Below are 17,571 nucleotides of genomic sequence, written 5' to 3'. Positions count from 1 at the left end.
TCTACTTGCGAAATAACAGCTAATTTAAAGCCCAAATTATAATCGCGTTGACTACGCTTTTCTGCGCTGTTTTCTGATCTATTCATAATAAGTCAATTTTATGTCAACTTATTTCAGGACGGGACATTTATAAATAAAAAGCCGTCCATTCATTTGGATGGCTTTTTTTATGCTTTTTGTTTATGAAATAGATTCTTATCTTTATTATATGAATTCAGTTTTGATAACGCATATAAGGAAGTCCATAGATTTGAATGATTCCGAAGCCGAAATAGTCTTGTCTTATTTCGACCATCAAACCATCAAAAAGAAAACGCTTTTACTGGAAGAAGGACAAATCTGCAATAAACAATATTTTATCATCAAAGGTTGTCTTCGCTCATATATCATTAATAATAAAGGAAATGAGCAAACATTGCAGTTTGGAATTGAAAGCTGGTGGATTACTGACTATATGAGTTTCCAGTCCCAAAATACTTCTCATTTTTTCATTCAGGCAATCGAAAATTCTGATGTGATTTCGATTAACAAAACCGAATTGGAGGAATTATTAGCCAGACTTCCGAAACTGGAACGCTATTTCAAATTGATATTGCAGAAATCATTCGGTGCTGCACAGTTGAGAATCAAATATCTTTTTACCATGACCGCTGAGGAAAGATTTCATCATTTCAGGGATTCTTTTCCTGAATTTGTTCAGCGTGTCCCTCAATATATGCTGGCCTCTTATTTGGATTTCTCTCCCGAATTTATGAGTAAGATCAGAGCAGGTAAAATGTAATTTGATTTCTTGAAGTAGATTAAGTTTTTTGCAGGCTATGTTGCTGAACTTTGTTTCAACAAAAGCCAGAAGGCTGAATAAAAAAATTAAACTTTAAAAGAAATCAAAATGGAAACAAGAATCGACATGTCAAAAGTTGCCCCTGAAGGATATAAAGCCATATTGGGTTTAGAGAAATATATTGCTTCGACCTCATTAGATCCAATTCACAAAGAATTAATAAAAATCAGAGCATCCCAAATTAACGGTTGTGCTTTTTGCATTGATATGCATACCAAAGATGCCCGAAAATTAGGTTTAAGCGAGCAACGCATTTATCTTTTAAACGCTTGGAGGGATACCAATTTATATTCTGAAAAAGAAAAAGCAATATTAACTTTAACCGAAGAAGTGACTTTAATCAGCCATCATGTTTCAGATGCCACATACCAAAACGCCTCCAAAGTATTAGGTGAAGATTATTTGGCAATTGTCATTATGATGATTATTACCATCAATGCCTGGAACAGAATTGCTATTACAACGGGAATGCAACCGGAATAATAAATAGTGTGTTGAAAAACTGTAGCAAAGAAATGGAAAGGATAATGTTAATAGACTCTTAAAATCTCAAAACATTATCCTTTTTTTATACATTTGGCACTATCAAAAAACACACATCATGAACAAAAGATTACTACTTATATTAAGTATCTTCATCACTATTTTAGCAACTGCACAAAATAAAAAACTAACTTTAGACGAATCGGTCTTACAACAAAACAAACAATTTAAAGCAGATAAGCTGGACGGTTTCCAATGGATCCCAAACACTAATAAATATGTATATTACACCGATAGCTGGACAAAAATGGTTTCAGCAAATGCATCGGATAATAAAACATCCGAACTGATAGCTTTAACCGACATTAATTCGGCCTTAGGAACAAAACTAAAAAATTTTTCCGGGTTGACCTGGATTGACTCCAACACCATTTTAGTTTCAGAAAGCGGAAAATATTATACCTATTCACTGACATCAAAATCAGGAGCAAATATTCAGACTACAACTCCTGCTGCTGAAAATAGTACTTTCGATGCTTCAAAACAAAACCTGGCTTTCACAGAAAAAAACAATTTATTCTTTTTCAATAAAAACAAAGAGAAAATTACCGTAACCAATGAGTCTAACGAATCCATTGTTTCAGGTCAATTTATTGCCAGAAATGAATTCGGAATCAAAAACGGAATTTTCTGGTCTCCAAAATCAAACTTTCTGGCATTCTACCAAAAAGACCAAAGCGAAGTAGCCGATTATCCTCTCTTAGATATTAATGAAACTCCGGGAAAATTAATCAGCATCAAATATCCAATGATTGGTCAGAAATCAGAAAAACCAAAAGTTGGAATTTATAATTTGACAACAAGCAAAACGGTTTTCATTTCACCAAAAGGAAATCAGGATGATTATTTAACAAATCTTTCTTGGACTCCAGACGAAAAATACGTTCTGATTGCCGAACTAAATCGTGGTCAGAATGATATGTCATTAAATGTTTACGACGCAAATACAGGTGCTTTTGTAAGAACTTTATTGAATGAAAAAAGTTCAAAATGGGTAGAGCCGGAACATGATGCCTATTTTCCAAGTGCTAAGTCAACTAATTTTATCTGGATTTCAGAAAAAGACGGTTTCAATAATTTGTATTATTACTCAATCGAAGGAAAATTAATCAGTCAGCTGACTAATAATAAATTTCCAATCCGTGAAATTATAGGATCAAATGCTGCCGGAACTGAAGTTTATTTTAAAGCGACCGGAGAAAATGCAACAAATATGCTGGTTTACAAAGTTGATTTAAAAGGAAAACAAACTTTAATCACTAAAGACCAAGGAGTTCATACAGTAGCAATCAGTACAGATGGAAACAGTTTTTTTGACGAATACTCAAACCATTCTACTCCGTCAAAATCTGTGATGTATGACAAAAACCTAAAAGCAAAAATCCTTTTGGAAAGCCCAAATAAATATGTAGGTTATGAAATGGGCACTGCTGAAATAAAAACAATCAAAGCTGCAGACGGAACAACCGATTTATATACTCGTCTGATTAAGCCAAGCAACTTCGATCCTAACAAAAAATATCCGGTTTTAGTCTATGTTTACGGTGGCCCTCATGCACAATTAATCACAAATAGTTATTTGGATGGCGCTAATCTTTGGATGTATTGGATGGCTGAACAAGGTTATTTAGTTTTTACTGTTGACAATCGTGGTTCTGACAATCGCGGATTTGCTTTCGAAAGCGTAGTTCACGGAAAATTAGGCGTAAATGAAATGGATGATCAATTAAAAGGTGTTGATTATTTAAAATCATTACCTTATGTTGACGGAAATCGTCTGGCTGTTCACGGTTGGAGCTTCGGAGGATACATGACCACTTCTCTAATGTTGAGAAAAGCGGATGTATTCAAAGTTGGTGTTGCCGGCGGACCAGTAACTGACTGGAAATTTTACGAAATCATGTACGGAGAGCGCTACATGGACACACAAACTGAAAACCAAAAAGGCTTTGATGAATCCAGTACTTTAAATTATGTGAAAAATTTAAAAGGAAAATTTCTTCTTATTCACGGAACAAGTGATGATGTAGTGGTGATGCAGCAAAATTTTGCTTTGATCAAAAAGTTTGTGGAAGCCGAAAAACAAGTGGACTTTTTTGTCTATCCAATGCACAAACACAATGTAATTGGTAAAGACCGAGTCCATTTGATGAGAAAAGTATTGGATTATGTAATCGAAAATAACAAATAAGTTTAGGAGCTATTTGCTTCGCCAGTTCGCGGAGCAATCAAGGCTAAAAAACAAAAGCCAATCGTAACTGATTGGCTTTTTATTTGGCTGAAAATGTCCTTTTATTGACTAAGTAACAAAGCTATAAGTGACTATCTTTGCCTTACACTTATTACCAATAAAGATGAAACTAAAATTTGTATTCCTAATTCTACCTCAAATACACCTGATGGATTTGGCTGGACCTGATCAGGCAATCCTTGAAGCCATTGATTTTGGTGCTGATTTTGAAATAGAGTATTGCACTATGGAAAACAACGTTGTAACCACGTCTGGATTGCCAATTGCAAATTTGAAACACTTTTCAGAAGTGCAACTTAACAAAGGTGATTTTTTAATTATTCCCGGATCAAATGCAAGTTACCTGATTTCTGATGCGTTTATAAAACAGACCGATTTATTCCAATGGATAATAGCCAATTATAATTTCGGAGTAAAAGTAGTCAGTATTTGCGCTGGGGCCTTTGTGTTGGCCGAATGTGGCTTGCTAAACAATCTTCCTTGTACAACCCATTTTAAAAGAACAAAACAGTTACAGGAATTATATCCGCAGGCCAAAGTCATTGACAATATCCTTTTTACCCAACAGGATGGAATTTACACTAGTGCTGGTATTGCTTCGGGTATTGATGTAACATTACATATTATTGAAGAATTAAAGGGCAGTCACTTTGCACATCTTGTAGCTCGGGAATTGGTCGTTTACAACAGAAGAAACGGCAATCAGAAACAAGAAAGCGAATTACTTGGCTTCCGAAATCATATTCATTCCGGCATCCATAAAGCTCAGGATTGGATTATTGAGAACATCAATCAAAAAACAAACCTGAATGATTTGGCAGAAATTGCCTGTATGAGTGAACGCAATTTCACCCGAATATTCAAAAAAGAAACAGACATTACAGTAAATGATTACATAACAATTATCCGTAAAGAAAAAATAAAAGAATTCCTGAAAAATCCTGATTTAACCCGATTAGACATAGCATTACAGGTAGGTTTACAAAGCGAAAGGCAATTAAGCCGATTAATACATTCCAATTAAATCAATAGCAATCAATCAAAAAACAATAATCATGAAAAATTTCAAAAAACAAGTACTACTGATTCTTTTCTCAATCGCGACGCTCTCTGCAACCGCTCAAACTTCTAAAACAAAAAAAATGGAATTGACAAAAAGCAAAAAAACCAAAACTTTGGACATTAAACCGTCAACAACTTCTTCAGAAACTGATTTTGACTTTTTACAAGGCAAATGGAAAGTCCACAATCGAATGCTAAAATCAAGATTAAGCAATAGTAACGAGTGGATTGAATTTGATGCTGAATTGCACATGAAAAAAACGTTAAACGGATATGGAAACATTGAAAACTTTTATTCAGACAACAATGGAACTCCTTTTGAAGGAATGGCCATCCGCCTTTTCAACAAAGAAACAAAACTCTGGAAAATATATTGGGTTGACAGTAATGGCACTACCATGGATGAAAAACCAGTAACCGGTTCTTATGAAAACGGGCTTGGGAAATTTTATGCCAATGATATTTTTAATGAAAAAGAAATTCTCGTGCTGTACCAATGGGACGCGACAAATCCAGAGCATCCAAAATGGTCACAGGCTTTCTCAACAGATGAAGGAAAAACGTGGGAATGGAATTGGAAAATGGAATTAACAAGAATAGAATAATCAGAATCAATCATCAATCAAAAAACGAATAATCATGCAAAAATCAGATATCCCAAAAATGCCCGAATATTTTGACCGCTACATCAATTTAACAGACGATCTTACTTTCTCTGAAGCCTTACAAATAAGTCTGAACGAACTTGAAAGCCTACCTATTGCAAAATGGGAAGCATTAGGTGAAAATGTTTATGCGCCAGGCAAATGGACAACAAAAGACATATTACAGCATTTAATTGATACTGAAAGGGTTTTCAGCTACCGAATTACTGCTTTTTCAAGAGGCGACTCACAAAAAATGTTAGCTTTTGATGAAGACTTGTACGCTCAAAATGCCAACGCAAACAGGCGAACACTTGAAGATTTAATGGCAGAACTTATTTTAGTCCGAAAAAATTACATCGCTTTATACCATTCCTTCACATCCGAAATGTTGTTAAAATCGGGTAAAGGATATAATGGTTCTGAATACTCTGTTTTGGCAATGGCATTTATGATTCCCGGACACCAGCGCTGGCATTTTAAAGTAGTTGAAGAACGATATTTCCCCTTATTAGAATTAAAAAGCCAATTGTTATAATTGGCTTTTTTTTATTTAAAACACAGACATTCCTGTTTTTGTAGTCAGTAATTCCAAAGCAGACATTCCTAACTCCGAATTCCCCTTCTCATTTAATCTTGGTGACCAAGTAGCAACCACAAAATTTTTCGGATATAATGCTGCAATGCCACCACCAATTCCGCTCTTGCCAGGCAATCCGACTTTATATGTGAATTCCCCGGATTCATCATAGAAACCGCAAGTCTGCATCAGAGCATTAAGTCTTTTAACCTGACTTTTAGTCAAAATTTGTTTTCCCGATTGTGTTTTCCCTTCGTTGGCAAAAAAGAAAAAAGAATGCGACAATTCTTTACAAGTCATTTCCAAAGAACATTGATGAAAATAAAAATCAAGAACAGTTTCAACATCATTATTGATATTCCCGAATGATTTTAAAAAATGAGCCAAAGCGGCATTTCTAAAACCGGTCTCTTTTTCGGATTTTGCCACTTTTAAATTGTAATCAATTGTTGGACTTCCTGAAATTATTCGGATAAAATTCAAAAATTCCTGTTTAGGTTCTTTTAATTCTGAAATCAACATATCTGCAATAACCAAAGCTCCTGCATTAATAAACGGATTTCTTGGAATTCCTTTTTCATATTCTAACTGTACTAGGGAATTAAAAGGATTACCAGATGGCTCTACACCAACTCTTTCCCAAATTTTTTCATCTAAAAAAGTAAAAGCCATAGCAACTGTCAATGCTTTCGAAACAGATTGAATTGAAAATTTCTCGTTGCTGTCTCCAATTCCAAAATCTTCACCGTCAATTGTAGTCAGATGGATCCCGAATTTATCCGGATTAACTTTGGCTAATTCAGGAATAGTTGATGCTACATTTCCAATGGCTGGAAGTGTTTTTGCTTCTTGGTATATTTCCTGTAAAATAGAAGGGAAATCCATTGTAAAATAAAATTTGGAATTGTTTTTTTGGGAAATTTGACTTCCTACGTTTTCATTTTTTTCTTTCTCGCAGCCGGGAACAATACGTTATTTAGAATCAAACGAAATCCCGGAGAATTGGGATGCAAATCTAAAACGGTTGGCTCGTCTCCCACTCTATGCTGAAAATCTTCCGGATCGTGACCTCCATAAAAAGTAAAAAAGCCTTTTCCTTTTTGACCATGTATGTAACGAGCTTCTCCATTAAGCTGATTTTCTCCTAAAACCAATACATTCGATTTGATTAAATTCCTGTCAAAAGCAGTGCTTTGCCCCATAAATCCTTTGATTAACTGGGTATGATCCTGACATAACATACTGGGAATAACATCCCATTTTGCCGAAAATTCCATTAAAGTAAAATAATCTTTTTCAAAAGGAACGACTCTTTTTTCGGTCATGTCAATATTAGAAAACTCGTATTTTTCAGGTCTTCTTTCTAAGATAAAATCTTTAAAAGCAAAGGTTTTATTGTAATCTATTTTTGATTGGTAATTCGCTTCGCTTTCGTCACCATCAAACATAGGCTCACAAATATCAAGCCCTTCTGCCGATAACGCAATATCGAAACTGTCTGTGGCAGAACACATGGCAAACATAAATCCTCCTCCAATAACAAAATCACGTATTTTTTGGGCGACAGCCAATTTTTCCTGAGAAACTTTAGTATAACCCATTTTTTGCGCTAAGGCTTCGGCTTCCTTTTTTTGATCGATATACCAGGGAGCATTTCTGTAAGCACCAAAAAACTTACCGTATTGTCCCGTAAAATCTTCATGATGCAAATGCAACCAGTCGTATAACAATAACTGATCACTCAAAACCTCTTGGTCATAAATAGTGACAAACGGAATTTCTGCATACGTTAAAACCAAAGTAACGGCATCATCCCAAGGCTGTTTTCCCGGTGGTGAATAAACGGCAACTTTAGGCGCTTTTTCCAAAACAACAGTTTCCATGTTTTGTGATGGGCTTGCTATTTCTTCCAATATCTGATTCGCTTCTCCATCAGAAAGAACTTCAAAACTTACGCCTCGAATTTGACATTCTTTCCTTATTTCGGGAGCATCAGGCAATAAAAACGACCCTCCGCGATAATTCAATAACCAGCTTGCTTTGTATTGTTTTTCTAAAGCCCAATAAGTAATTCCGTAGGCTTTAAGATGATTTTGCTGAGAAGTCTCATCCATAGGCAGCAAAACAAAAGATGCTTTTGCTGAAAAAGAAACGAGTATAAGCAGAATATATAGTGTTTTTTTGGGCATTGCTTTAAACAATTTTGAATCAAAGATATAAAGGAAGACAATTAAATATAGCTATAAAATTAGTTAAATTATAAAAATTTTATCCTATTGAACTGTTTCCAAAGATTCAGAATTCTTTTTCAGCATACAAAACCCATCTTTGCAAGGGATTTAAGAATAATCATCAATTACGACAATCTCGTTTTGGATGGCGTAAACCACTAATCCTGCAATATTTCTGGATTCGGTTTTTAGCAGCAGATTATTTCTATGGCCTTCCACTGTTCTTGGGCTGATAAATAACTGATCTGCTATTTCAACCGTATTTTTTTGCTCACAAATGAGCTGTAAAATTTTAGTTTCTCTGGCGGTAAGATAATTGGTGTCAAAATTACTTTTCATCTTTTTTCCGACGGAAATATTATCATGAATAATTTTCATCACATAATCATTATAATAAAACCCTTTGGAAACAACCTCATTAATAGTGGTAACCAATTCCTGCGGTGTAGTGCTTTTCATCAGGTAAGAAACAGCCCCAACATTGATCATATTTGCCACAAATGATTTTGTATTGTAACTTGTCAGGGCGATAATCTTAATATGCGGAAAATCATTATGCAGGATCTTTGTGGTTTCAACACCGTTAAGCGTTGGCATTTTCAGATCTGTTATAACAATATCCGGATGCTCATCGCTTTGTTTTAAAAATTCAATCAGTTCGTTGCCATTAGAAGCTTCAAAAATAATTTTAATATTTTTTTCCCTCTCTAATAAAAAAGAAATACCTTTTCTGAATAGGACTTCGTCGTCAACTAAAATCAGTTTAATAACATCGTTCATAACCTAAAAATTAAAAACTACTTCTACACCCTTATTTAACAATGACTTAATAGAAATTGTCGCGTTTAAAAAAGCAATTCTACTTTCTATATTCTTCATACCAAGACCTTTTTTGGCTTCTTGGCTATTCACGTCAAAACCTATTCCGTTGTCGGAATATTTACAAACCCTTTTCCCATTCATTTCTTCAAAAAGAATGGTGATAATGGTAGCTTTACCGTGTCGCAGCGAATTATTCATTAATTCCTGCAAAATTCTAAAAACATGCAAAAGCCTGTCATTTTCCGAATTATCGAATTGTATCCGGCTTTCGTAATTAACAACAACTGATTTACTGCTGCTAAATTCCATACATAATTCTTCAACACCTGCATCAAGCCCGAAATTATCCAGCGTTGGCGGCAACAAATCATGTGCGATTCTGCGTGAATTTTCCAATGCTTTAGCCGTTAAATTGATAATATTTGAAGTAATTTCGACTACTTCTTTTCGCGTTAATTCTGAAGTTGCAAGCAGATAACTGTTTAGTGAAACCACATTCAGTTTTGAACTGATGTCATCATGTAAATCTTGAGCAATCCGTTTCCGTTCTTCTTCCTGTGTAAGTATTGTGGCTTGAAGCAAATCTTTTTGGTACTGCAATTCCAAATCCTTCTTTTCCAGTGTGCTTTTGACAATTTTCTTTCTTGAAAAATAAAAAAACAGGATCAAAACCAAACTCATCAGCAAAAAAGCGATGAATGTATAGATAATTACGTTTATTAATTCGTTTTCGGGAATAGCTTTCTCTTTCATAATACTACCTCCGATTTCTTTTTAGAAAAGCTTTTTTGCCATTCAATCCAAACAAATACTTGATAAATGATATAAAGCAAAGCATTTAAAACCCAGGTTATTCTATTTGCTTTTGAGAATAATGTTGCAACTAAATTACCAGCCAGAAACAAAATTGTGCTTCCAAACAGATAAATCAGGATTCCCATGTTGATATAATAAAACTCTCTTTTCTCATTCAACAGATTATAAAAATGAAATGTAGCGTATATAATAAGCAGGAACGAGGTGATGAAAATTTCAAACAAATTAAATGATAGAAAGACGTTAACATTGATCATATACTGGATTCCCAAAGCGGATAATCCCAAAAGCAATCCAATCTTGACTATTTTTTTTTGAAAATTTTCTTTCAGAATTGTTAAGTAAAAAAAACTTAAGATGATAAACTGGATAATGAAATAGAAATGGGATAAAAACAGGTTATTAATACTTAAGTATTTCAACAACCACGAAACCATTTGAATAATAAACATTACTCCTGTATACAATGTGAAAATTCTAAAGGCTTTTCCAAATTTAGAAAAGCCTTTACTAAATAGTAGTAGATTTATTGCCAAAATTACATATCCAATATCAGCAAATATCTCAATCATTTACGGCTTTAATGTATATAAAGGACTATCAACATCACATGTATTAGGACATGGCTGTGTAAAATCGTATATATAATCCCCATTAGAAGCATTGATTAAGTCGTTGCCGGCTGCATCAACCCCTACTAACATTAATTTATTGACACCTTGATCGTCAACACCAATGTAAGCACGGATATCGACAACATATTTTTCTGCCAAAAGTTCATTTATATCAACTCGTGGAATTAAATGTGCCTTAACAGTGTTCAATGGGTTTTCTCTCCATCTGGCGGCCCATTCTTGAGCGGTTTGTAATGTGATTACATTTTCCTCAATACTTGTGTTTGTTGTATCTTTTTCAGACATAATTTTTGTTTTTTAGTTGGTGTAAGTTTTGTTATGTACAATATAGGCTAAAATTAGCACTTTTCTACATTTTAACAAAAAAAATACTAAGATTTAGCATTTAGATAAACCATGCCACTTGCATTTTATCGATTAAAAGACCTAATAAAGATGTAATTATGTTGTACAGAATCTATTTTTGGACGCCTAATAATCTGATTTCAGTAATTCTGCTCAGGATTACTTTCTTTCAATCATTTACCAGCAATTATTTTAGGTTTTCCAGAGCTTTATTCACAATTGAAAAATGATAGTTTTAAATTCATCAAAAGTCTTTTTTTACCAATTATAAAAAATTTAAAAATTTATAAGATTAATAGTATGAATTTAAAAAAAACGCAATGCTTTGCCAAAAACACCCTCTTTTTTTACAACTAATAATCAACATATTAGCTTCAAATTAAAAAAAACAGGTATAAATACCTACTGTAATATATATAATAAAAAGTAATTTAGCGCTTGATTTTCGCAATAAAAATTATGTTAAAATAATTTTAACAAGTAAATTTTTAATTTATATCTTTATCCTAAACATCATTATGTATTGTTAAACAACTAAATATAAAACTATGTCAACAGAACCATTCATTGGAGAAATTAAAATTTTCGGGTTTGATTTTCCACCTAGAGGCTATATGGCCTGCAGTGGACAGCTCTTATCAATTGCGCAGAATACTGCACTTTTTTCTTTATTAGGAACAACTTATGGAGGTAATGGGGTTCAGACTTTCGGTCTTCCTAACCTACAGGGACGTATGCCTATAGGACAAGGACAGGGACCAGGATTGCCTTCTTACGTAATGGGTCAGGTTTCTGGTTCTACAAATGTTACTTTAACAACATCAAATATGCCTGCGCATGCCCACCCGGCTGCCGGTCTTACAGTAAATATCCCGGTTTCAACGGGAGGACCTGATATTGCTTCTCCTGAAGGGGCTTTTCTTGCTGATACTGGTGTAGAAATATTTTCTAGTATTCCTACTGCAAGTAAGTTTTACGGAGCATCAACTGTTGGCGGAAACACTGGTCTTTCAGGGTCTTCATCACCGGTTTCTATCTTGAATCCTTATCTTGTTATTAACTATTCCATTGCAACACAAGGAATTTTCCCTAGCAGAAACTAAGTAACAAAAACGAGTAAAAAACTTCAAAATTTAAATTATGTCTACAGAACCATTTATTGGAGAAATAAAATTGTTGGGATTTAATTTTGCTCCTATGGGATACGCAACATGTCAGGGACAACTGGTTAGTATTGCTCAAAATACAGCATTATTTGCTCTTATTGGAACTAATTATGGTGGTAATGGGCAAACTACGTTTGCATTACCTGATTTGCAAGGAAGAGTTCCAATTGGACAGGGACAGGGAGCAGGTCTTCCGTTTTATAGTATTGGAGAAGTTGGAGGAACACCTACCACTACCTTAACAATAGCAAACTTACCGGCACACAGCCATCCGGGCACAGGAATTTCGGTAAACATTCCAGTTTCCACAGGTGGGCCTGATGTTGCCTCGCCAGATACAGCTTTTCTTGCTGACAGAGGTGTGGAAGTATATTCTTCTATATCTACTGCAGGTAAAAATCTAGGTGCCCCAACTGTTTCAGGGAACACTGGAATATCGGGATCATCCATTCCATTTGGTATCATGAACCCCTACCTGACCATCAATTATTCCATTGCAACGGAAGGTATTTTCCCAAGCAGAAATTAAACATAATACAATCAAAAAAGGAAACATTTAAAAGTGTTTCCTTTTATTCTTACATAAAATATGCAAACAATAGGAATATTATTACCCCGATCCACTTATTATGGAACAATCAGTTTTGATTTCTATGAAGGCTTGTCTTCAGGAGTATTGAATTCAGGACGTGAAGATATTCGGATTGTAACAGAAAACATTGGATTTGGAGCAGACAAACAACAATGCTATCGTTCTGCAGAAAAGCTGTTACTGGATAATAACGTATCAGTAGTGGTTGCTTATATCGGGCACAGGACGGCACAATTACTTCGTCCCTTGTTCCTTTCAGCTAATAAAATACTTATTGTTTTGGATGCTGGTTCCAATCTTCCACAAGAATGGCCGGAATGTCCCAATATCATTTACCACTCACTGAATAATTCATTAGGAGCCTGGTTTACAGCAAAAAAAGCTGTAGATGACGGCCATCTTTCCGGTGGAATGGTAACCGGTTATTACGATGGTGGCTACTTACAGACTGTTGGTCTTTTCAATGGTTATCAAAATGCCGGCGGAACCATTTGTTTTAACCACGCTACCGGCTATAAAAAAGAAGATTTTACAATGCAGCCGTTAAAAAATCATTTGGACGAATTTCCTGATAGCGCTCTTTTAAGTCTTTTCAGCGGTGATTATGTTCAATGGTATTTTTCTGAAATAAAGGAAAGTTTTGGCGGGAAAAACATCCCAATATATATTCCTCCCTTTGCATTTGAGGAAACAATGCTTGAAAATGCCGTGTATCCTGACAATCCTGTAAAAGGAATAACCGCATGGTCCCGATCAATCGATACAGATGAAAACAGGCTTTTTATAAAGGCTATAGAATCTTCTGGAAAAACCCCAAACCTATTTTCTGTTTTAAGTTGGGAAGCTGCAAAAATTGCGATAAAAGTGTTGGATCTTTCTTTGGAACATAAAAATAACATCCCAGAAATAACCACAGCATTAATGTCATATGAATTCAATGGCCCAAGAGGTAAAATTTCGTTTCATTCGAAAACAAATACTTCTTTGGCACCATTATATGAAGCAACCCTTGTTCCTGATCAAAACGGAATGTGTAAAGTTGAATTAGGATCAGCCATTACTGATACCTTTGAAAACTTTGAAAGGCTGACAGAACAGCAACTTGACAATGCCACGTCATCGTGGTACAATAGTTACGTCTGTATTTAATATAATTATGGAAAAAAGAAAAAAAATCCTGGTACTCTGCGGCGGAAAGTTTGCTTTTAAAACATTGCAATTACTTGCATTTGAAAATTTTCTATGTGGTATAGGCATTGGAAAAGGAAGCACCATGATTGTAGATGCTCTTGAAAAAGAATCGGAAGAAAGTCAAATAGCGTTTAAATCGTTCCAAAACAAATCCAGCTTACAGGAAATGCGCCTTTGGGTTGACGAAGTACAGCCTGATTTTATATTCTCACTTTCCTTTCCTTTCCTTATTCCTGAAGAAGTATTATCATACGGAAAAGAAAAATTTATAAATTTTCACCCGGGTCCCCTACCGCAATTTAGAGGTCCAATGCCTATTTTTGAAGTACTCAAACAACAAAAAAAGCAGACTGCCATCTCAGTTCACTTTATGAATACCGAATTCGATCAGGGAAACATCATATTTAACGATCCTGTGCTTATAGATGAATCCGAAACGTATGGCCAGCTGGCTGTAAAGTTAAGCGACCGTTTAGCACAAGTCAGCTTGAATATGGCTAATATGGTTCAATTTGCTTCGATTATACCCAACAGCCCTCAGGATAATTCCTTGGCTTATTATTTTGAAAAACCCCAACTCTCCGACACCTATATTAATTGGAAAAGAATGTCTGCAAGTGAAATCATATCATTAATTAATGCATGTAATCCTTGGAACAATGGCGCAGATATAAGGTTTAAAGGTGAACAGGCAAAAATTGTAGTTGCTTCACTTTTGAACGAACCCCATGACAATGCTTTACCCGGAACGATTATTTCGGTGGCAGAAAGTGGCAATATCCATGTAGCCTGCTCAGACAACAATCAAATCAGTATTGAAGTAGTAAGCACTGATTCGGGTACAATGACTTCAAGGCAATTTGCAGCTATGTACCCTATAGCAGGAAGTGCGTTCAACTAAGCGATTTAAGTATAAAAATAAATTTTAAGAATACGTAAATAATTAATAAACAATCATATGAGAAAGAAAATTACCCTACTATTTTTTATAGTAAGCATGGTCTACATTCGAGGTCATGCCCAAACCCAGTTTTGGAGTGATACCTTCGATGCTGGTCCAACCAGCGGAACAAGGACTCCGGAAGAAAATGGCGGTGTTGGAGGCCCTCCAAATACCAGTTATTTCAGACTAACCGATGGTTCAACTGTCTCTCAGGCAGTTGCATTTACCGGTAAACAAGGAACTAATTATTGGGCAGGGGAAGATCATAATGCGGCAGGAACAGGTTTCACTGCAAGTGGAGCTCAAGGTGCTGCAACAAACAGTGCATCTAATGAACTTTCTATTAACTGGACGGGTATTAATATTGCCGGAAAATCAGGATTGAGTTTCAGAGGCCTTTTTGCAGCTAACAGTACCAATGAGCCATGGGACAACGTAAATGCCTGCCTTAGTGGAGTTGGAACAACAAATACAGATTACATTATAGTACAATACCGTATTGACGGGGGCGCTTACGTTGATCTGATCCGTTTTTTCAATAGAGGAAGTGCTACTAATACTATAGACAAATACCTGTTTGAAGACACAGACGGTAACGGATGCGGTGACGGAACAAAATTAACGAATGTTTTTGGAGAATTTATCAAAACAATTGCAGGAACAGGTACAACATTAGATTTCAGGATCAATGTTTTTTCTGAAGGAGTTAGTGAAGAATGGGGTATTGACAACTTCCGTTTGTATGAAACACCTGTTTGTGTCCCGCCAGTATTTACCGGTAACCCACCAAACAGGTCAATCTGCGCAGGCAGCAACACTACTTTCACAAGTACTGCAACTGGAGCAACAGGTTATCAGTGGCAAGTAAATACTGGCAGTGGATTTGGAGATGTTCCTGTTGGCGCACCTTATTCAAACGCTACAACCAATGTATTGACAATTACAGGTGCAACAGCCGGAATGAGTGGTTATTTATACCGATGTGTTGCTTACAATCCAACTATAGCTTGTTTTACCAACTCAAATTCAGCAACTTTAACGATATCATCTATCAGTACTGCGACAGGTTCACAAACCAATGTAGCTTGTTTTGGTGGAAATAACGGTGCAGCTTCAGTTACTCCTTCTGGCGGAATTGCACCTTACACCTACTCTTGGTCTCCTTCAGGAGGAACCGGAGCATCGGCTACTAGTTTAGCTGCTGGAACATATACAGTAACAGTAACAGACAACATAGGATGTACTGGTACACGTATTTATACACTTACACAACCGACAGCAGCAGTAAACGGAACAACCGTTGTAACCAATGTTGCTTGTAATAGTGGAACTAACGGAGCAATTAATCTTACTCCAACAGGTGGAACACCTCCTTATACCTTTAACTGGGGTGGTGGCATAACTACCGAAGACAGAACAGGATTGGTAGCTGGAAGCTACTCAGTAACAATTACCGATGCTAATGGATGTACGGGAACTGTAGCTGGAATTACAGTTACACAACCACCAGCATTAAACGGAACAACCGTTGTAACCAATGTTGCTTGTAATAGTGGAACTAACGGAGCAATTAATCTTACGCCAACTGGAGGAACACCACCTTATACCTTTAACTGGGGCGGTGGCATAACTACCGAAGACAGAACTGCACTTGCAGCTGGAAGCTACTCGGTAACAATTACCGATGCTAATGGATGTACGGGAACTGTAGCTGGAATTACAGTAACTCAACCGTCAGCATTAAACGGAACAACCGTTGTAACCAATGTTGCTTGTTTTAGTGGTAATACCGGAGCAATTAATCTTACTCCAACAGGTGGAACACCACCTTATACCTTTAACTGGGGCGGTGGTATAACTACCGAAGACAGAACAGGATTGGCAGCTGGAAGCTATTCAGTAACAATTACCGATGCGAATGGATGTACGGGAACTGTTAGCCCAACAGTTACTCAACCTGCAGCAGCAGTAAGCGGAACAACCGTTGTAACTAACATTGCTTGTTTTGGTGGTAATACCGGAGCAATCAACCTTACTCCAACTGGAGGTGTAGGACCTTATACTTTTAACTGGGGCGGTGGTATCACTACCGAAGACAGAACAGGATTGGCAGCTGGAAGCTATTCAGTAACAATTACCGATTTAAATGGATGTACAGGAACTGTAGCTGGAATTACAGTAACTCAACCGTCAGCATTAAACGGAACAACCGTTGTAACCAATGTTGCTTGTTTTAGTGGTAATACCGGAGCAATTAATCTTACTCCAACAGGTGGAACACCACCTTATACCTTTAACTGGGGCGGTGGTATAACTACCGAAGACAGAACAGGATTGGCAGCTGGAAGCTATTCAGTAACAATTACCGATGCGAATGGATGTACGGGAACTGTTAGCCCAACAGTTACTCAACCTGCAGCAGCAGTAAGCGGAACAACCGTTGTAACTAACATTGCTTGTTTTGGTGGTAATACCGGAGCAATCAACCTTACTCCAACTGGAGGTGTAGCACCTTATACTTTTAACTGGGGCGGAGGTATCACTACCGAAGACAGAACAGGATTGGCAGCTGGAAGCTATTCAGTAACAATTACCGATTTAAATGGATGTACAGGAACTGTAGCTGGAATTACAATCACTGAACCTAATGCCTTAGTTGCAGCACCTGTAGCTCAAACCAATGTTGCTTGCAACGGTGGTACTACCGGTTCTGCTACAGTAACGGTTTCTGGTGGAACTCCTGGCTATACGTACTCTTGGGCTCCTACTGGTGGAACAGCTGCTACAGCTTCAGGCTTAACTGCCGGAACTTATACAGCAACTGTTACAGACGCTAACGGTTGTACTTCAACTCAAAGTTTTACTATTACTGAACCTAATGCATTAGTTGCATCGGCGACAGCTCAGAC

At 36.3% G+C, this 17,571-nt stretch carries 17 protein-coding genes; 11 read left to right on the top strand and 6 right to left on the bottom strand.

Features of this window, described 5'->3' with window-relative positions:
• Positions 1 to 208: 208 nt before the first annotated feature.
• The 6 genes from ACRDEC_RS16295 to ACRDEC_RS16270 all read left to right on the top strand — a co-directional run bounded on the left by ACRDEC_RS16295 (position 209) and on the right by ACRDEC_RS16270 (position 5,879).
• On the top strand, positions 209 to 781 hold the full coding sequence (locus tag ACRDEC_RS16295) for a Crp/Fnr family transcriptional regulator (RefSeq protein WP_431499430.1): 573 nt from the start codon (positions 209 to 211) through the stop codon (positions 779 to 781).
• 108 nt (positions 782 to 889) lie between these two features.
• Complete coding sequence (locus ACRDEC_RS16290; protein ID WP_431499429.1) at positions 890 to 1,324, top strand: carboxymuconolactone decarboxylase family protein; 435 nt, start codon at positions 890 to 892, stop codon at positions 1,322 to 1,324.
• Between the two features lie 118 nt (positions 1,325 to 1,442).
• Positions 1,443 to 3,575, top strand: a complete 2,133-nt coding sequence (locus ACRDEC_RS16285; protein ID WP_431499428.1) for a DPP IV N-terminal domain-containing protein — start codon at positions 1,443 to 1,445, stop codon at positions 3,573 to 3,575.
• Positions 3,576 to 3,738: 163 nt separating this feature from the next.
• Entirely contained in the window at positions 3,739 to 4,659 is a 921-nt protein-coding gene (locus tag ACRDEC_RS16280; protein WP_431499427.1) for a GlxA family transcriptional regulator, read from the top strand.
• Between the two features lie 31 nt (positions 4,660 to 4,690).
• A complete protein-coding gene (locus tag ACRDEC_RS16275; RefSeq protein ID WP_431499426.1) occupies positions 4,691 to 5,302 on the top strand; it encodes a hypothetical protein in 612 nt (203 codons plus the stop codon).
• Positions 5,303 to 5,336: 34 nt separating this feature from the next.
• On the top strand, positions 5,337 to 5,879 hold the full coding sequence (locus ACRDEC_RS16270; protein WP_431499425.1) for a DinB family protein: 543 nt from the start codon (positions 5,337 to 5,339) through the stop codon (positions 5,877 to 5,879).
• Between the two features lie 15 nt (positions 5,880 to 5,894).
• Here the strand turns inward: ACRDEC_RS16270 and ACRDEC_RS16265 are convergent, their stop codons facing one another.
• The 6 genes from ACRDEC_RS16265 to ACRDEC_RS16240 all read right to left on the bottom strand — a co-directional run bounded on the left by ACRDEC_RS16265 (position 5,895) and on the right by ACRDEC_RS16240 (position 10,710).
• A complete protein-coding gene (locus ACRDEC_RS16265; protein ID WP_431499424.1) occupies positions 5,895 to 6,806 on the bottom strand; it encodes a glutaminase in 912 nt (303 codons plus the stop codon).
• A 44-nt stretch (positions 6,807 to 6,850) separates the two neighbouring features.
• Positions 6,851 to 8,110 carry an asparagine synthetase B gene (locus tag ACRDEC_RS16260; protein ID WP_431499423.1) on the bottom strand — a complete coding sequence of 420 codons (1,260 nt, stop codon included), beginning with the start codon at positions 8,108 to 8,110 and terminating at the stop codon, positions 6,851 to 6,853.
• 150 nt (positions 8,111 to 8,260) lie between these two features.
• The gene (locus ACRDEC_RS16255) at positions 8,261 to 8,932 is read right to left on the bottom strand and encodes a response regulator (protein ID WP_431499422.1); all 672 of its coding nucleotides are present in this window, start codon (positions 8,930 to 8,932) and stop codon (positions 8,261 to 8,263) included.
• A 3-nt stretch (positions 8,933 to 8,935) separates the two neighbouring features.
• Positions 8,936 to 9,727 (bottom strand): sensor histidine kinase, encoded by a 792-nt coding sequence (locus tag ACRDEC_RS16250; RefSeq protein WP_431499421.1) that lies wholly within the window; start codon positions 9,725 to 9,727, stop codon positions 8,936 to 8,938.
• Complete coding sequence (locus tag ACRDEC_RS16245; protein ID WP_431499420.1) at positions 9,724 to 10,362, bottom strand: hypothetical protein; 639 nt, start codon at positions 10,360 to 10,362, stop codon at positions 9,724 to 9,726. The genes ACRDEC_RS16250 and ACRDEC_RS16245 overlap by 4 nt, the downstream gene beginning before the upstream one ends.
• Positions 10,363 to 10,710 carry a hypothetical protein gene (locus ACRDEC_RS16240; protein WP_431499419.1) on the bottom strand — a complete coding sequence of 116 codons (348 nt, stop codon included), beginning with the start codon at positions 10,708 to 10,710 and terminating at the stop codon, positions 10,363 to 10,365.
• Between the two features lie 608 nt (positions 10,711 to 11,318).
• On the opposite strand from ACRDEC_RS16240, the gene ACRDEC_RS16235 reads away from it, so the two are divergent.
• The 5 genes from ACRDEC_RS16235 to ACRDEC_RS16215 form a co-directional block, all read left to right on the top strand.
• Positions 11,319 to 11,873, top strand: a complete 555-nt coding sequence (locus ACRDEC_RS16235; protein ID WP_431499418.1) for a phage tail protein — start codon at positions 11,319 to 11,321, stop codon at positions 11,871 to 11,873.
• A 37-nt stretch (positions 11,874 to 11,910) separates the two neighbouring features.
• Positions 11,911 to 12,465 carry a phage tail protein gene (locus ACRDEC_RS16230; RefSeq protein WP_431499417.1) on the top strand — a complete coding sequence of 185 codons (555 nt, stop codon included), beginning with the start codon at positions 11,911 to 11,913 and terminating at the stop codon, positions 12,463 to 12,465.
• Positions 12,466 to 12,525: 60 nt separating this feature from the next.
• Positions 12,526 to 13,677: an ABC transporter substrate-binding protein gene (locus ACRDEC_RS16225; RefSeq protein ID WP_431499416.1), complete on the top strand. Its 1,152-nt coding sequence runs from the start codon at positions 12,526 to 12,528 to the stop codon at positions 13,675 to 13,677.
• Positions 13,678 to 13,684: 7 nt separating this feature from the next.
• Entirely contained in the window at positions 13,685 to 14,620 is a 936-nt protein-coding gene (locus ACRDEC_RS16220) for a methionyl-tRNA formyltransferase (RefSeq protein WP_431499415.1), read from the top strand.
• Positions 14,621 to 14,677: 57 nt separating this feature from the next.
• On the top strand, positions 14,678 to 17,571 hold a 2,894-nt coding region (locus ACRDEC_RS16215), incomplete at its 3' end, for a beta strand repeat-containing protein (protein WP_431499414.1).

The organism is Flavobacterium sp., assembly GCF_050696275.1.
Classification (GTDB): domain Bacteria; phylum Bacteroidota; class Bacteroidia; order Flavobacteriales; family Flavobacteriaceae; genus Flavobacterium.
The sequence above is the reverse complement of the archived record's forward strand: the minus strand, read 5'-3'. Positions and strand labels throughout refer to the sequence as shown.

Coding starts and splice junctions, on each gene's coding strand:
- ACRDEC_RS16295 (WP_431499430.1), top strand. CDS start 209: ATGAATTCAGTTTTGATAACGCATATAAGGAAGTCCATAGATTTGAAT.
- ACRDEC_RS16240 (WP_431499419.1), bottom strand. CDS start 10,710: ATGTCTGAAAAAGATACAACAAACACAAGTATTGAGGAAAATGTAATC.
- ACRDEC_RS16255 (WP_431499422.1), bottom strand. CDS start 8,932: ATGAACGATGTTATTAAACTGATTTTAGTTGACGACGAAGTCCTATTC.
- ACRDEC_RS16285 (WP_431499428.1), top strand. CDS start 1,443: ATGAACAAAAGATTACTACTTATATTAAGTATCTTCATCACTATTTTA.
- ACRDEC_RS16265 (WP_431499424.1), bottom strand. CDS start 6,806: ATGGATTTCCCTTCTATTTTACAGGAAATATACCAAGAAGCAAAAACA.
- ACRDEC_RS16290 (WP_431499429.1), top strand. CDS start 890: ATGGAAACAAGAATCGACATGTCAAAAGTTGCCCCTGAAGGATATAAA.
- ACRDEC_RS16250 (WP_431499421.1), bottom strand. CDS start 9,727: ATGAAAGAGAAAGCTATTCCCGAAAACGAATTAATAAACGTAATTATC.
- ACRDEC_RS16220 (WP_431499415.1), top strand. CDS start 13,685: ATGGAAAAAAGAAAAAAAATCCTGGTACTCTGCGGCGGAAAGTTTGCT.
- ACRDEC_RS16235 (WP_431499418.1), top strand. CDS start 11,319: ATGTCAACAGAACCATTCATTGGAGAAATTAAAATTTTCGGGTTTGAT.
- ACRDEC_RS16275 (WP_431499426.1), top strand. CDS start 4,691: ATGAAAAATTTCAAAAAACAAGTACTACTGATTCTTTTCTCAATCGCG.
- ACRDEC_RS16280 (WP_431499427.1), top strand. CDS start 3,739: ATGAAACTAAAATTTGTATTCCTAATTCTACCTCAAATACACCTGATG.
- ACRDEC_RS16225 (WP_431499416.1), top strand. CDS start 12,526: ATGCAAACAATAGGAATATTATTACCCCGATCCACTTATTATGGAACA.
- ACRDEC_RS16230 (WP_431499417.1), top strand. CDS start 11,911: ATGTCTACAGAACCATTTATTGGAGAAATAAAATTGTTGGGATTTAAT.
- ACRDEC_RS16245 (WP_431499420.1), bottom strand. CDS start 10,362: ATGATTGAGATATTTGCTGATATTGGATATGTAATTTTGGCAATAAAT.
- ACRDEC_RS16260 (WP_431499423.1), bottom strand. CDS start 8,110: ATGCCCAAAAAAACACTATATATTCTGCTTATACTCGTTTCTTTTTCA.
- ACRDEC_RS16270 (WP_431499425.1), top strand. CDS start 5,337: ATGCAAAAATCAGATATCCCAAAAATGCCCGAATATTTTGACCGCTAC.